The 15,270-nt window shown below is 62.4% G+C and carries 11 protein-coding genes; 4 read left to right on the top strand and 7 right to left on the bottom strand.

Annotation, left to right across the window (positions count from 1 at the left end):
- Positions 1-25: 25 nt before the first annotated feature.
- On the top strand, positions 26-889 hold the full coding sequence (locus BLV41_RS18550) for a carbohydrate ABC transporter permease (protein ID WP_139244482.1): 864 nt from the start codon (positions 26-28) through the stop codon (positions 887-889).
- Positions 889-3,963, top strand: coding sequence for a glycoside hydrolase family 2 TIM barrel-domain containing protein (locus tag BLV41_RS18545; protein WP_139244385.1), 3,075 nt, complete (start codon positions 889-891; stop codon positions 3,961-3,963). The genes BLV41_RS18550 and BLV41_RS18545 overlap by 1 nt, the downstream gene beginning before the upstream one ends.
- A gap of 150 nt (positions 3,964-4,113) precedes the next feature.
- On the opposite strand, the gene tsaD is transcribed toward BLV41_RS18545, so the two are convergent.
- The 5 genes from tsaD to alr are packed head-to-tail and all read right to left on the bottom strand — an operon-like array spanning position 4,114 to position 8,288.
- Positions 4,114-5,205, bottom strand: a complete 1,092-nt coding sequence (gene tsaD / locus BLV41_RS18540) for a tRNA (adenosine(37)-N6)-threonylcarbamoyltransferase complex transferase subunit TsaD (protein WP_074712875.1) — start codon at positions 5,203-5,205, stop codon at positions 4,114-4,116.
- On the bottom strand, positions 5,202-5,738 hold the full coding sequence (gene rimI, locus BLV41_RS18535; RefSeq protein WP_074713436.1) for a ribosomal protein S18-alanine N-acetyltransferase: 537 nt from the start codon (positions 5,736-5,738) through the stop codon (positions 5,202-5,204). Before rimI ends, tsaD begins: the two co-directional genes overlap by 4 nt.
- 8 nt (positions 5,739-5,746) lie before the next feature.
- Positions 5,747-6,481, bottom strand: a complete 735-nt coding sequence (gene tsaB / locus BLV41_RS18530) for a tRNA (adenosine(37)-N6)-threonylcarbamoyltransferase complex dimerization subunit type 1 TsaB (protein ID WP_074712874.1) — start codon at positions 6,479-6,481, stop codon at positions 5,747-5,749.
- Between the two features lie 11 nt (positions 6,482-6,492).
- Complete coding sequence (tsaE, locus tag BLV41_RS18525; RefSeq protein WP_074712873.1) at positions 6,493-7,098, bottom strand: tRNA (adenosine(37)-N6)-threonylcarbamoyltransferase complex ATPase subunit type 1 TsaE; 606 nt, start codon at positions 7,096-7,098, stop codon at positions 6,493-6,495.
- Positions 7,095-8,288 (bottom strand): alanine racemase, encoded by a 1,194-nt coding sequence (alr, locus tag BLV41_RS18520; RefSeq protein WP_244516966.1) that lies wholly within the window; start codon positions 8,286-8,288, stop codon positions 7,095-7,097. Before alr ends, tsaE begins: the two co-directional genes overlap by 4 nt.
- Before the next feature lie 247 nt (positions 8,289-8,535).
- Here alr and mshA point away from each other — a divergent pair, with 247 nt between their 5' ends.
- Positions 8,536-9,786 (top strand): D-inositol-3-phosphate glycosyltransferase, encoded by a 1,251-nt coding sequence (gene mshA, locus BLV41_RS18515; protein ID WP_139244383.1) that lies wholly within the window; start codon positions 8,536-8,538, stop codon positions 9,784-9,786.
- Positions 9,787-10,053: 267 nt separating this feature from the next.
- Positions 10,054-13,236: a S8 family serine peptidase gene (locus BLV41_RS18510; RefSeq protein ID WP_083360865.1), complete on the top strand. Its 3,183-nt coding sequence runs from the start codon at positions 10,054-10,056 to the stop codon at positions 13,234-13,236.
- A gap of 127 nt (positions 13,237-13,363) precedes the next feature.
- On the opposite strand, the gene BLV41_RS18505 is transcribed toward BLV41_RS18510, so the two are convergent.
- Together BLV41_RS18505 and BLV41_RS18500 are read right to left on the bottom strand one after the other, a co-directional pair.
- Complete coding sequence (locus BLV41_RS18505; RefSeq protein WP_342028210.1) at positions 13,364-13,888, bottom strand: serine protease inhibitor; 525 nt, start codon at positions 13,886-13,888, stop codon at positions 13,364-13,366.
- 121 nt (positions 13,889-14,009) lie between these two features.
- Positions 14,010-15,203: an ROK family transcriptional regulator gene (locus tag BLV41_RS18500; protein ID WP_083360864.1), complete on the bottom strand. Its 1,194-nt coding sequence runs from the start codon at positions 15,201-15,203 to the stop codon at positions 14,010-14,012.
- Positions 15,204-15,270 lie beyond the last annotated feature (67 nt).

Raw genomic sequence — 15,270 nt, 5'->3', positions numbered from 1 at the left:
GAGGCCGGCACCGTCGCCGGCAGCAATGCCATCCTCGGCCAGGTCCAAACGACGGGCCCGATCATCGACCATTATCGTCACCGGGCTGCTCCTGGTGGTGGCCATGTACTTCCTTGCCCCGGTCTACTGGGTCCTTGTGGCGTCCACCAAATCAACGTCCGACCTGTTCTCAACCAACGGTTTTTGGTTTGCGCCCACCTTCTCCCTGTGGCACAACATCTCCCAGGTCTTGAGCTACGACGGCGGAATTTTTGTCCGCTGGTTCTTCAACTCGATCATCTACGCCGGTGTTGGCGCGCTGGTTGCCACCTACTTTGCCGCAGCCGGCGGCTACGCCCTGGCCAAGTATGAGTTCCGCGGCAGGAACCTGGTCTTCGGAACGATTCTTGGCGGCGTGCTGGTCCCCGGCACGGCCACCGCACTGCCGTTGTTCCTGCTCTTCAGCCAGCTGGGTATCGCCAACACCTACTGGTCCGTGCTCATCCCCTCGCTCGTCTCACCATTTGGAATTTTCCTGTGCCGGATCTACGCACAAAGCACCGTCGACACGGCCCTCATCGAGGCCGCCCGGATTGACGGTGCAGGTGAGTTGCGCATCTTCCACACCATAGGCCTGAAGGTGCTGACACCAGCCCTGGTCACCGTGTTCTTGTTCCAGCTGGTGGGAATCTGGAACAACTATTTCCTGCCCCTGGTCATGCTGTCCGACGTGGAGCTCTACCCCATTACGCTTGGCCTGAACAACTGGCTTAGCCAGGTCGACAGGTTGCCCGAATTCTACGAACTCACAACCGGCGGAGTCTTGCTCTCCATCATCCCGCTGGGAATCGCCATGGTCGTGCTGCAACGCTTCTGGCGTGGCGGCCTCACAGAAGGATCAGTTAAATAATGTCGTCTTCATACATCACCGACCGGGGCCCCGGCTCGGGTCTGCGCGTTCCGGCCCGCTCCTGGTTGAACAGCGACGCCCCGTCCCTGTCCCTTAATGGGGATTGGCGCTTCCGCCTGCTGCCCGCAGCCCCTGGCACCCCCGGCGCCGGATCCATCCTTCCCGCAGGCGAATCAGTGGAAGGCGTGGGCGCCGAGTCCTTCGACGACTCCGGATGGGACACGCTCGCTGTCCCCTCCCACTGGGTGCTGCAGGGTGACGGCAAATACGGCCGCCCCATCTACACCAACGTGCAATACCCGTTCCCCATCGACCCGCCCTTCATCCCCGATGCCAACCCCACGGGCGATTACCGCCGCAGCTTTGACGTTCCGGAAGCCTGGTTTGAAAGTACGACGGCGTCACTCACCTTGCGCTTTGACGGCGTCGAGTCCCGCTACAAGGTGTGGGTGAACGGGCAAGAAATTGGGGTTGGCTCGGGCAGCCGGCTCGCCCAGGAGTTCGATGTCACCGCGGCCCTGCGCCCCGGCAACAATGTGCTTGCGGTCCGGGTTCACCAATGGTCGGCGGCAAGCTACCTTGAGGACCAGGATCAGTGGTGGCTGCCGGGCATTTTCCGTGACGTGACGCTGCAGGCCCGCCCGGCCGGCGGACTGACGGACGTTTGGCTGCGGACCGGCTGGAACGCAACAGTGGGCACCATCGATCCCGAAATCACTGCGGATGCCGCTGCATTCCCGGTGACCCTGAGCGTCCCGGAACTGGGCATCAACGTCACGTGGAACTCCGCCGCGGAGCTTGCCCCGGTAACTGTGGAGAATGTGGAGCCGTGGTCAGCCGAGGTTCCCCGGCTCTACGACGCGAGCGTGTCCAGCGCGGCGGAGAGCATCACACTCCGTTTGGGTTTCCGCACGGTGGAGATCGTGGGAGATACGTTCCTGGTCAATGGCCGCCGTGTGGTGTTCCATGGCGTGAATCGCCACGAGACAAATGCCGACCGGGGACGTGTCTTTGATGAGGCCAGCGCCCGCGAAGACCTTGCCCTCATGAAGCGTTTTAATGTCAACGCGATCCGAACCAGCCACTACCCGCCGCACCCGCGTCTGTTGGATTTGGCTGACGAGATGGGCTTCTGGGTCATCTTGGAATGCGACCTGGAGACCCATGGTTTCCACGCACTGGACTGGGTCGGCAACCCGAGCGACGATCCTGCATGGCGAGATGCCTTGGTGAACCGGATGGAACGCACCGTGGAGCGGGACAAGAACCATGCCTCGATCATCATGTGGTCGCTGGGCAATGAGTCCGGCACGGGCGCAAACCTAGCCGCCATGGCTGCCTGGACCCGTGCAAGGGACACATCCCGCCCGGTTCACTACGAGGGCGATTACACGGGCGCCTACACGGACGTTTACTCCCGGATGTACTCCTCCATCCCGGAAACCGATTCCATTGGCCGGGACGATTCCCATGCTCTCCTCCTTGGCTGCAACGCGGCCGAATCGGCCCGCCAGCGCACCCGGCCATTCATCTTGTGCGAATACGTTCACGCCATGGGCAACGGTCCCGGCGCCATTGACCAGTACGAGGAGCTGGTGGAAAAGTACCCCCGCCTGCACGGCGGTTTCGTGTGGGAGTGGCGCGATCACGGCATCCGCACCTCCACCGCCGACGGCACGGAGTTCTTTGCCTACGGTGGCGACTTCGATGAGGTGATCCACGATTCCAACTTCGTCATGGACGGCATGGTTCTCTCCGATTCCACGCCTACGCCGGGCCTGTTCGAGTACAAGCAGATCGTCTCCCCCATCCGCCTCGGCCTGACCCTGGACGACGCCGGAAGCCCGAGCCTCACGGTAGCCAACCTGCGGCACACGGCCGACGCGTCCGACGTCGTGCTTCGCTGGCGGGTAGAGCACAACGGCGTTATGGGCGCCTCGGGCGAGGTGGCCGCAAACGGCAGCAGCGGGGCGCTGCTTGCCGGCGAATCGGCCACTTTGGCGCTGCCCCCGGTTACTGCTGCACTGGGCGGCGAGACCTGGCTCAGTGTTCAGGCCGTGCTGTCTGAGGCGACGCCGTGGGCACCCGCCGGGCACCCGCTCAGCGAAACGCAGCTTGATCTCACAGCCGCGCAGCCTGCTCGGCGCGCGCCACGTCCGGCCACAGCCACAGCCACAGCCACAGCCACAGCCACCGATGATGCGCTCCCCGTGGAGCTTGGCCCGGCCACGTTCGACGCCGGATCGCTTGTTTCGCTTGCGGGCTTGCCTGTGGCTGGTCCCCGACTCGAGCTGTGGCGTGCGCCCACCGACAATGACAAGGGCAACGGCTTCGGTGCGTACGGCCCGGAGGATCCGTGGCTCAATGCCGGACGTGGCGTTCCGGCGCCGTCCTCGGAGACCGTGTGGAAACAGGCCGGACTGGATCGGCTGACCCGCCGCGTTGAGGACGTTGCTGCCCTGCCCAACGGTCTGCGGGTTCGCACTCGCTATGCCGCTGCGGACGGCGGGAACTCGGTGGCGATGGAGGAGAACTGGCAGCTTGACGGTGAAGAGCTGTGGCTCCGAATCGATATTGCGCCCAGTGCCGGTTGGGACCTGGTGTTCCCCAGGATCGGCGTGCGCTTGGATCTGCCCACAGATGTTGACGGGGCGTCCTGGTTCGGCGCAGGTCCGCGGGAATCGTACCCGGACAGCATGCACGCCACCGCGGTGGGAGAACACAAGGCGTCGATTGATGAGCTCAACGTCAACTACGCCAGGCCTCAGGAAACGGGGCACCGGAGCGATCTGCGCCGGCTGGAGCTGAGCCGTTCCGGAGCTCCATGGCTTCGCGTTGAGGCCGATCCCGATGCGCTGGGACGGCGTCCCGGGTTCACGCTGACACGGAACACGGCCCAGGAAGTATCCAAGGCCGGGCACCCACATGAGCTGCCGGAATCAAGCTGTCATTACCTGTACATTGATGCGGCGCAGCACGGTCTGGGTTCACGGGCCTGCGGTCCGGATGTGTGGCCGGACTTCGCACTCCGCCCGGAAGCAAGGACCATAACCTTGCGCTTCTCGGCCGCATAAACGCCACCGCGCACCAACGCTGCACCACCATTTATGGTGGTGCAGCGTTTCTTTGTGCCTGTGGCCTTGGCCTTGGCCCACATGCCGGAGGGTGGCCGGAGGGCATACAGCGCCCCGCTCCACGCCGGATCACTTTCAGACGGTCAGTTGCTACAGGCTGATGCTTGTCACGGGCATGGAGGAATCCGGGGCGAACGCCAGATCACTCGGGGCAACACCATTCATGACCAGCTGTGCACCCAGTGCTGCAACCATGGCGCCGTTGTCCGTGCAAAGTGAAAGCTTGGGGACCAACAGCGTAATGCCGGCCGCCAAACACCTTTGCTGCGCCAGTTCACGCAGACGCGAGTTCGCGGCAACGCCACCGCCAAGCAGCAGCGTGGTGATGCCCTTTTCCTTGCAGGCCAGAACCGCTTTGGCGGTGATGACATCCAGCACTGCCTCCTGGAACGAGGCCGCAATGTCGGCCACGGGGATATCCTCACCGCGGGCCTCGTAGCCTTCCACACACCGGGCCACGGCCGTCTTGAGCCCCGAAAAAGAGAAGTCGTAGCGGTGCGGGCCGGGAGCCTCCGCCGTGCCCATGTACTTGGGCATGGTCAGTCCGCGCGGGAAGCGCACGGCCTTTGCGTTGCCGTCCTTGGCCAGCCGGTCGATGGCCGGGCCGCCCGGGTAGTTCAGCCCCAGCAGGCGGGCCACCTTGTCGAAGGCCTCCCCCGCGGCGTCGTCGATCGTGGCGCCCAGCAGTTCAACATCGTCGGCAATGCTTCGCACCCGCAAGATCTCAGTGTGACCGCCGGAAACCAGCAAGGCGCCAAGGTTCTCAGGCAACGATCCAGACTCGGTCACGGCCGCGATGGATTCATCCAACAGGCCAACACCAACATGCGCCACGAGGTGGTTGATGGCGTACAGCGGCTTGCCCGTTGCCAGGGCAAGAGCCTTGGCGGCGCTGACACCCACCATGAGCGCACCGGCCAGACCTGGCCCGCTCGTGACGGCGATGGCATCAACATCGGCCAGCGTCACCCCGGCATCGGCCAGCGCCTGCTGCAGGGTTGGCACAAAAGCATCAAGGTGCGCGCGCGAGGCAATTTCGGGGATGACGCCGCCAAAACGCACATGTTCTTCCATGGAAGATGACACCGTGTTGGTCAGCAATTGGGTGCCCCGAACCAGCCCCACGCCGGTTTCATCGCAGGAGGATTCGATCCCCAGGATTAACGGGTTGGCCTGATTCATGCCGGGTCCTTCGATGTAGTAGCGGTAGTGGATGTGACGTCGCCGGCCAGCGACAGGCGCATGATCAGCCCGTCCGAGCCGTCACGGTAGTACTTGCGCCGCGTATGAATATGTTCAAATCCGTAGCGCTTGTACAGCTTTTGGGCCCGCGGATTCTTTGAGCTGACCTCCAACATGATGTCATCGGCACCGCGCCGACCCGCTTCGGCAATGAGCTCGTCCAGCATGGCCCGGGCAATGCCCCGGCCCTCAAATTCCGGCAGGACGCCAATGGTCTGGATGTCGCCGATAGGTGGCACGCACATCAGCCCCGCATATCCTGCAATTTGGTTCTGCTCGCGTTCGACGCCGGATGACAGCTCCGCGATGATGTACCGCCGGGTTTCGGGTTGGGAAAGTTCGGCGACAAACATCTCCCGTGGCCACGAATCCACACCGAAGAGTTCCAGGTCCAATGCCGTGATGAAGTCAATGTCTGCAGCAACCATGTCGCGGAGCTCGGCGGGCCGGTCGCTCGCGGTGGTTTCTCCCATGCCCGCCACTAGAGTGCCCGCTTCCGGGGACCCGGAACCTTGGCATCGGATTCGCGCAAGTACAGGGGCGTTGAGTCCAACAGACCGGCTCGCTCCAAGGAGCCAGCGGCCGTGATTTTTCGTGCCGCGGCGCGGCCCAGATCAAGGGCCGTTGGCTGGGCCTGAGCAAACGGGGCATAAACGGTGCATCGGTTGGCCGCCAGCACGTCCTCATAGAGTCCGGCACCGGCGCCAAAGACCTGCACACCGAAGATGTCATCCGCGGGGCCCACATACGGCCCGTCCAAGAGTTGTGCGCCGGCACTGTATTTTGCCCAATACACTTCCTTGCGCCTCGCGTCGGTGGCAATCACAAAATCCCTTACTGCCAGTGGAGCAACGGCCACACCATCACGGTATTCGGGCGCATCAAAAACTTGGTGGGCCAGGGCGTCCAGGCTCATCATTCCGTACAGCGGAACACCCCAGGTGAAGCTGAGGGTACGGGCCATGGCAATGCCGGAACGCAGGCCGGTGAAAGGCCCCGGACCGGTACCCACCACAATGGCGTCCAGTTCCGGGCCCTCTGTGACGGGATCGCTAAAGAGGGATTTCACTCCGGGAGCCAACACCTCGGCGTGGCTGCGGGTGTCGGCGGTGGCAAAATTGGCCACAACTTCCGCCGTTTTCACGGGGTTCAGCGGATCAAAGTCAAGGATCGCTGCGCTGGCGACGGCCGAGGTGTCAATGGTCAGTATTCGCACGTATTTCTCATCTATTCTGTTGTGTTCACAAGCTGGCCGAGCACCGAAAAATCGATGCCCTCCCAGCGCGGCCCCACAGCGGTCAAGCGCAAGGTGCGGGGTTCGTCGTCGTCCTCGTCGGCATCGAAGCTGGCCGAAAAATCAAGCCCACCATCATCAAATGCCGATTGCGTTGCGGCCTCAGCGCGTGCAACAGCGCCGGCATCGCCCACGGCGCGCACCAGCTCAATTTCGAGCCGGCTGGCGGCGAGGTGTTCCACCCTGTCCACGCCCCATTCGACCACTGTCACGGAGGAGTCCATGGTGTTCTCCAGGTCGATGTCATCGATCTCGCCTGGTGTACCTAGACGATAAGCGTCAACATGGACCAGGTCCGGTCCGCCCGGGTTAGTGCCGTCCGGGACGTTCGGGTGGATGCGCACGAGCACGAAGGTCGGCGAGATGATCCCTTCTCGCACGCCAAGGCTGCGGCCAAGACCCTGCGTGAAGGTGGTTTTGCCGGCGCCGAGCTCACCGCTGAGGATAATCAGATCCCCGGCACGCAGCAGTTCCGCCAGTTTTCCGGCAAGGTGCTGGGTCTGCTCAGCCGTCCCGGTAGCAAATTCCCAGGTGCTCACTGGGCACCACCCACATACCGGCGCGGCACGCGCTGGCTTATGCGCGTCACGATCTCATAGTTGAGCGTCCCGGCAGCCGCCGCCCACTGCTCAACGAGCGGTCCGCCGTCGGCCCCGTTGCCAAAAAGCACCGCTGTGGCACCCAATGCGGAACCCGGAACTGCTGCCGGAGCAAAGCCTTCGTGGGCATTGGGTCCTAGGTCAATAACCATCTGGTCCATGGCGATGCGCCCCACCACGGGGTACGTGACTCCGTTGACGCGGACCGGACCACCCGTGGCGATGCGCGGAATGCCGTCCGCGTACCCCACCGGGACCAGGCCCAAGGTGGTGGGCACTTCAGAAATAAAATTGAGTCCGTAGGAGACCCCTTGGCCTGAGGGGACATCTTTGCACAGCGCAATCTGGGTCTGCAGGGTCATGGCCGGAACCAACCCCAGCTGGGCGGAGGTGCGATCCTCAAACGGCGAAAGCCCGTACAGCCCCAGCCCCACCCGGACCATATCGAAATGGGAATCGGGACGGGACAGCGTGGCCGGGGTATTGGCAATGTGCCGGACCTCAAGGTGGGCACCGGCCGCCTCAAGAACCCCAATGGCCTCGCGGAACCGTTCCAGCTGTCGATCCGTTTCCGGGCGATCAGGTTCATCCGCCACAGCCAGGTGGCTAAAGACGCCAACCACGCGCAACAGCCCCTGATGCTGGTAGCTCATGGCCGCCTCGGCAAGGGCAGACCAATCTTCCCGGGAACAGCCGTTACGGCCCAACCCGGTATCGATTTTGAGGTGGATCCGGGCCGGCAGCTGGAGTTCACGGGCCGCGGCAACAATGTGCTCGAGTTCCCAACCGGAACATCCCAGATCAATCTCATTGGCCACGGCCGAGGTAAAATCGGTGTCTGGCGTGTGCAGCCAGGACAACACCGGAACCTCAAACCCGGCTGCTCGCAGAGCGAGACCTTCGGTGACGTGGGCCGTTCCCAGCCACTGCGCCCCGGCCGCCACCGCGGTGCTGGCCACCTGTATCATGCCGTGTCCGTAGGCGTCGGCCTTGACCACCGCCATGAATTTAGCCGGGGCAGCAATCTCACGCAGATGACGGATGTTGTTGGCGATTGCGGACAGGTCAATGATGGCTTGCCGTTCAAGACCGTGACTCGGGGCAGGAACTGGCACAACTAAAGGGCTCACCAGCCCATTTTAGGCCTATTTTCTGGGAGCTTTGCCGATGCGGCACGGCAGTGCAGCCGGTCACATGCCGTGGGGGCGTGAACCAGGCAGCTTCCATCGCCGCCATACAGATAGCATGCTGGGCCCGCCGGTGGGAAGATAGTCAAGGTAATTGCGCTCCGTTACACCCCATGGCGTTGAGCATTCACCGCCACCCACAACCATTGCGGGGCCCACCGGCCCGGCCAGAACAGACAAGGAGGTAGCTGTGCACCAGATTCGGCGTGTTGCCATGCTTTCCCTCCACACTTCCCCGCTCGAACAACCAGGTGGCGGCGACGCCGGCGGCATGAACGTCTATGTCCGCCATCTGGCGCTGGAGCTGGCCGCCACCGGCGTGGCCGTGGACATTTATACGCGGCGCACCTCCGCCGACCAGCCCGCGACAGTCCGGCTCGCACCCCTTGTCAATGTCCACCACATCAAGGCGGGCCCGTTCTCCAAGGTTTCCAAGGAAGCCCTGCCGGAGCTCATCACAGAGATGGCCGACGCCGTCGCCGATCACGTCGCGGCCCTTCCGGGCGAGCCTGTCCGCGTGATCCACTCACACTATTGGGTATCCGGGATGGCCGGCATTTTGGCGGCAAAACGCCTGGACCTGCCCCTCGTGCACACCATGCACACCATGGCACGGGTCAAAAACCACCATCTCCCCAAGGGCCAGAGCGCCGAGCCCGGCATTCGCGAAGATGGCGAGCAACACATTGTGGCTGCGGCTACCCGCCTGATTGCCAACACCACGGCCGAGGCTGCCGAACTCGAACGCCACTATGACGGCTGCGAACAGCGCATCGATGTGGTCTCTCCCGGCGTTGACCTGAAGATTTTCAAGCCCGCGTTCCGAGACCGGTCCCGCCAAGATTTAGGCATTGCCCCGGGGCGCTTCCACGTGGTGTTTGCCGGCCGCATGCAACGTCTCAAGGGACCCCATGTGCTGGTAAAGGCGGCGGCTATCTTACGGGAGGAACGCCCCGACATCGATCTGCAACTCTCGTTCCTGGGGTCCCGAAGCGGCCATGACAAGTACGATCTCCAGGCCATGATTGACGACGCCGGCCTGAACGCGACCGCAACGATCTACCCACCAGTCGAAGCAGTGAAGCTGGCTGACTGGTACCGAAGCGCCAGCGTGGTGGCCGTCCCATCCTCCAGCGAATCCTTTGGTTTGGTGGCACTCGAGGCGCAGGCCTGCGGCACCCCTGTTATCGCCACGAACGTTGGCGGCTTGCCCCGTGCCGTAAGCGACGGGCGCACGGGCCTTCTGGTGGATGGGCGCTCGCCCAAGCTGTGGGCCCAAGCCATCGCGTCCCTGCATGATTTCCGTGAAACCCGCATCGATATGGGGCGCGCCGCCTCCGTATTCGCAGGAGCTTTTGGCTGGGAACGGACGGCCTCACGCACAGTCTTGAGCTACGACCTGGCCCTCACATACCAGTATGTGGCCCCTCCCGGCTGCTAGCCGGCGCCTTATGACTTTCCAGCCAGCCGATTTTTAACTCGCAGCCCTTACTGTCAATGCCCCCGGCGGCTTTCTGCCCATTTGGCTAGTCTGCAAGCAAATGTTGGTGTTTTGGATCACAAACACCTTACCGATCGGTAGCCTGTTTTAGGTGGCTGCAACGGATCACAGCGCCCTTTCTTCTCGTTAGGACGCCTGCCGAAGTGCCATGTTGCACCCGTCAGGTAAGACGCCTGGCGGAGATCCTGTTGAAAGGTTCACAGCACCATGAAACGAACGGGAAGAACTCTCTTTCGAAGCCCAGGACTGCGAAAGGCTGTGGCCCTGTGTGCCGGTCTGCCGTTGCTTCTGGCCACAGTGGGGGCACTGCCAGCATCGGCCAACCAAAGCCAACAGACTGTGCCCGGAATTTCACACGCAGCCGTTGATCCGCTGAACTACCAGGCCGGACGATACATTGTGATCCTTGCCGAGCAGCCCATCGCCATGTACAACGGCGGCACGGCCGGCCTGGCTGCGACCAAGCCGCAGTCAGGGCAAAAGCTTGACTCTTCACGACCCGAGGTCAAGCAGTACAAGGCTCACCTGGAGAACAAACAGGCCGCGGTTGCCATGACAAAAAATGTCAAGGTTAAGCGCACCTATACGGCAGCCCTCAACGGTTTCTCCGCAGATCTCTCGGCCGATCAGGCGCTGGCGCTGGCCAAGGACCCGAGTGTTTTAGCCGTGGAACGGGATACCGAGAACGCACCAGACTATTCCAGCACCGATTTCCTGGGACTTAGCGGCCAGAACGGCAGCTGGAATAGCAAATTTGGAGGGCAGGACAACGCCGGAAAAGGTGTTGTTGTTGGCATCATCGACACCGGCTACACACCTTCCAGCCCGTTCTTTGCCGGAGATGAGGTGCAGCCGCTAACGGGTGATCCACAAGTTGGAGTCCCGTACCGCACCGATGACGGCAACATCGCCATGCTCAAGGCCAACGGTGACACCTTCTCCGGCGAATGCCAAAAAGGTGTGGAGACGGGAGTCGATTTTGACGGCACGGCCTGCAACTCAAAGGTCCTGAGCGCACACTACTTTGCCGACGACTTCCTGAACTACGTTGCCCCCGGGGACCGGGCTCCCGAGGAAGTCCTCTCCCCCGTGGACGTCGCCAGTCACGGCACGCACACCGGCAGCACGGCCGCAGGCAATGCAAACGTCGCCGCAAAAATTGGTGATCGCAACATGGGAATCACCAGCGGTGTGGCCCCCGCAGCCAAACTCTCCGTATACAAGATCTGCTGGGAGGACACCGATCCTGACACGGGCGGCTGCTACTCTTCCTCCGCCGTCGCGGCTATCAACCAGGCCATCCTTGATGGTGTGGATGTGCTGAACTACTCCATCTCGGGCAGCACCACCTCCACAACAGACCCTGTTTCCTTGGCGTTCCTCTCTGCCACCTCGGCAGGGATTTTCGTTGCGGCATCGGCTGGCAACTCGGGCCCCACGGCAAGCACCGTCAACCACGGAGCTCCTTGGCTGACCACCGTGGCTGCCACCTCTTTCTCCTCAGAACTTCAGGGAACGGCTGAGTTCTCCGACGGCACCAAGTTCCGCGGTGCCAGCATGATGGGACAAACCGTACCTGCCAGCCATGTCATCCTGGCAGTGGCGGCCGCTGCGGCTGGAGCAAGCAACCCGGAGCTCTGTGGACCCAACACCTTGGACGCTGCAAAGGTTGCGGGCAAAGTTGTGGTGTGTGATCGCGGCGTCATTGATCGCACGGCCAAGAGCGCCGAGGTCAAACGGGCAGGCGGAGTGGGCATGATCCTCACAAACGTCACCCCGTCTTCTGAAGACGTGGACCTGCATGCAGTGCCCACCGTCCATGTGAATCCCCCGGCAACACAAATCATCAAAGACAAGGTCACGGCCAACCCGGACATTCTGGTCTCCCTCGTTGACACCGACACCACCGGACTGCCGGTCTCCCCGCAGCCACAGGTTGCCGGGTTCTCCTCAAGAGGTCCACTAAGCGCCACGAATTCGGATCTCCTCAAGCCCGACGTCGCCGCACCCGGCGTGGCCGTGCTGGCCGGCGTTTCACCCATTGCCTCCGGCGGTGACCAGTTCGGCATGATGTCCGGTACGTCTATGGCAGCACCGCATGTTGCCGGCTTCGGGGCACTCCTGAAGGCCAAGAATCCGACGTGGTCACCGGCCGCCGTGAAATCGGCCATGATGACAACGGCCACCAACGTGGTGAACGAGGACGGCAGTAAGAATTCCGACCTCTTTGCAACCGGCGCCGGCCAGACCTCGGTGGTCAATGCCCTCACACCCGGGCTCGTCTACGACGCCGGGGATACGGAGTACTTGAAATTCATTCAGGGCACAGGGATTGACCTGGGCATGCCGGGGCTTGGCAGCACGGCGGCACGGGACATGAACGTGGCTTCGTTTGCCGTGGGGAGTTTGGCGGGCAAGGTCACCGTCACCCGCACGGTCACGGCTCTGACGCCAGGAATGTACCGGGCCACCGCGAACGTCCCCGGCGTCAATGTCAAGGTAACCCCTTCGGTATTGAACTTTTCACAGGCGGGTGAGCAGCGTACGTTCAAGGTCACCTTTGAAAACGCCAACGCTGCCCTTGGCGCATTCGCCATGGGCAGCCTCACCTGGCAGGGATCGGGCGCCACGGTGACATCGCCGGTAGCTGTCCGTCCTCTGGCAGCCCTGGTTCAGCCGGAGATTACCTTTAGCTCCAACAACGGCAACAGCAGCGGCAAGATTCCGGTGGTTTCCGGTACGAACGCTCCCGTGGCGCTGACCTTGAACGGGCTGTCCAAGGCAGATTCCAGCGCTGTTGAGTTGGTACCGGGTCCCCTGGTGGTTGGCAGCAACGCCTCCAATTTCCTCAAGGAAGTTGTGGTTCCGGCCGGTACTGAACTGGCCAAGTTCCAGGTCATTTCCGCCGATCCGGGGGCCGATTACGACATGATCGTTTTCAACCCTCAGGGCCAGTACAGCGATGTTCGGACCGCTTCCTCCAGCGAAACACTTTCGTTGACTAACCCTGCGCCGGGCACATACACGGTGCTCGCAAACCTGTACTCCAGCGCAAGTGGCGGTGCAGTGAAGGCTACGGTTGACGCGGCGATCCTAGGCGCCAACGCTGGCAATGCATCGGTGGCACCGAACCCGCTCAAGTTGGCGAACGGCAAAACCGGCAACGTGACCCTCAGCTGGCAGGGGCTCTCCCCGGGCAATTACCTTGGCCGGGTTTCCTTTGGAGACGCGGGTACCGCAACCTTCGTTTCCGTCATCATCACCCCGGGCGGAACCGCTGTGGTTCCTGACGAGAACGGCAATGGAAACGGCAAGGACAAACCGAAGAAGGGCAAGAAGCAGGAGTCGGCGTTCCCTACCGAGGAAGCGCCCAGCGATCTGTTCCGCTAAGGCCAGGAACATAGGAACCTGAAGCTTAGACCCGCGTTTCGTTTCACGCTACGACGTCGGCCATCCAGTCAATCTGGATGGCCGATGTCGTTTGTGGATCGCCTTTGATCTGGGAGGTTCTCGCAGGCTAGACCGCCCCGCTTCCGCCTGACAAAGCGCCGAACAAGGGTGCCAGCGCCTGCCAGCGTGAAATTTCACAGCCGTCGGTCCGGCTGAAGGTGGCCTCCACTTCGCGGCCATGGAACGAACCGGTGACCACAGCGATCTGCGGCCCACCGTATTGCTGGGTGCAGATGCGATTGGGATCGGGCAACGCGAAGAAGATTTTCTCACCGTGCTGCTCCACAGCATCCAGGGCGGCCGCGGAATCCGGCAACGTTGACTCCGGCGCCGGAGTCGAACCGTCAGCAACTAGCCGGAACGTCCGGGGGGCAGCCTCTGGCGATTCCGTCAACGTGATGGTCAGGTCGATGCCTGTGGCAGACGGCGTGCTGGATGGCGGACTTGTGGTTTTGGACGGGATGCTCGTAGGCGGTGTTGCAGTCACGGGCGGCGTGCCGGTGGCATCGCCACCGGGCTGCTGCTGCGCGCACCCGGCAACCACCGCCACAACTGAAAGTAAAAGCACCGTGGCGGCAAGCCGGGAGCTCACTGCTTGCGCCGACCTTCTCAGGCTGGAAATCCTTGGCATCGTGGCCGCCTCCTCGCGTTTCTGCCATGCTAACCCATGGCGCGTCCGTTCGCTCGAAGAGATTCCGTACCGAACCCGCGGGCTAAAGGATAAATGCCTGCGCTTGGATGGCTACGGCAGCTGCGCCACGCGCCCACTCGGTGAAATCGTCCGAGGCAACGCGCAGGGTGACAGCTTCCGCTTCAGGATCGCGCCCTGCCGCCAACGCGGCCACAACAGTGGCTTTCCTGGAGGTAAACAAAGCCAGGCCCTCGCCACCTAGCACAATCGTGTTAACCATGGCCAGGTTTGCTGCTGCGGCAATCAGCACCCCAAGCGCTTTCGCTGCCGCCTCGAGGACAGCGACGGCAACACGATTGCCTTCCTCGGCAAGTTCCAGCGCCTGCTCGTAATTAACCTGCCGTCCCAGTGCCACGGATATCTGCAGGCAGATGCTGGGAATGGACAACATGGCAGTGGAACAGCCCCGGTGCCCGTCCATGCACATGGGTCCAGTGGGGTCCAGCGGAAAGTGTCCACCCAGCCCCAACCCGGTATCTGCCGTGCGGATGACGTGGTTGCGAATGGCTAGTCCGTAGCCGACTCCCGCACCTACTGTGATGACGGCAAAATCGGCCACCTCGCGCCCTGCCCCGAACCATTGCTCGGCCGCAACGAGTGCAGTGACATCGTTATCCACTACAACCGGAAGCTCAAGGCGCGTTGCCAGCAACGCGCCCAACGGGACGTCGTTCCAGTCGAGGAAAGGCGCCCTATGGACAACTCCGTTGGGACGCACTTGTCCACCCAAGGAGACACCAACGCCTGTCACCACCACATCGTTGTGAGCACCAAGCTGTTCGGTTAGCTGCGCAATACCTTCCACGACGGTGTGGGTTGACGTGTCCGCGAGGGGCAGGGTTGCCTGGGCCAGTATGGTCGCTCTCAGGTCCGTCAATACTGCTGTCAGCAGGTCACCTCCAACCTTTACTCCCACAAACCACGCACTATCGCTGCGGACGTCGAGCAACCGCACGGGTCGGCCAACTGTGCCATCGGCAACGAGCTCCCCTTCAACCAAGAGACCGGCATCGAGCAACGGTTTACTTAGCCTGGTCAGGCTCGCCACGCTCAGCTTGAGTTCCTTGGCCAGTTCCCCTCGGGAGACCGGGCCGTGCACCAGCACCAGCCGTGCCAACTCCAGTGCCGAATCTGCGAGCGCCGCAGGACCTCGGTGCTTCTCGGCATGGAGTGCCGGCCGCGGGGAGACGGCTGGCGGGGAAGAGATAGATTTCATGCTCCTAGTTTATTGCAGTTTGAACATAATCCCAGTCAATTTGAGAGAAAATAATTCGAATTTGGGA

The sequence above is a fragment of the Arthrobacter alpinus genome, from assembly GCF_900105965.1.
Taxonomy (GTDB): domain Bacteria; phylum Actinomycetota; class Actinomycetes; order Actinomycetales; family Micrococcaceae; genus Specibacter; species Specibacter alpinus.
The sequence above is the reverse complement of the archived record's forward strand: the minus strand, read 5'-3'. Positions and strand labels throughout refer to the sequence as shown.

What these genes read in the sequence shown, in the direction of transcription:
- BLV41_RS18545 (WP_139244385.1), top strand. Translation starts at nt 889, where the DNA reads ATGTCGTCTTCATACATCACCGACCGGGGCCCCGGCTCGGGTCTGCGC.
- rimI (WP_074713436.1), bottom strand. Translation starts at nt 5,738, where the DNA reads ATGGGAGAAACCACCGCGAGCGACCGGCCCGCCGAGCTCCGCGACATG.
- tsaD (WP_074712875.1), bottom strand. Translation starts at nt 5,205, where the DNA reads ATGAATCAGGCCAACCCGTTAATCCTGGGGATCGAATCCTCCTGCGAT.
- BLV41_RS18500 (WP_083360864.1), bottom strand. Translation starts at nt 15,203, where the DNA reads ATGAAATCTATCTCTTCCCCGCCAGCCGTCTCCCCGCGGCCGGCACTC.
- BLV41_RS18550 (WP_139244482.1), top strand. Translation starts at nt 26, where the DNA reads ATGCCATCCTCGGCCAGGTCCAAACGACGGGCCCGATCATCGACCATT.
- BLV41_RS18510 (WP_083360865.1), top strand. Translation starts at nt 10,054, where the DNA reads ATGAAACGAACGGGAAGAACTCTCTTTCGAAGCCCAGGACTGCGAAAG.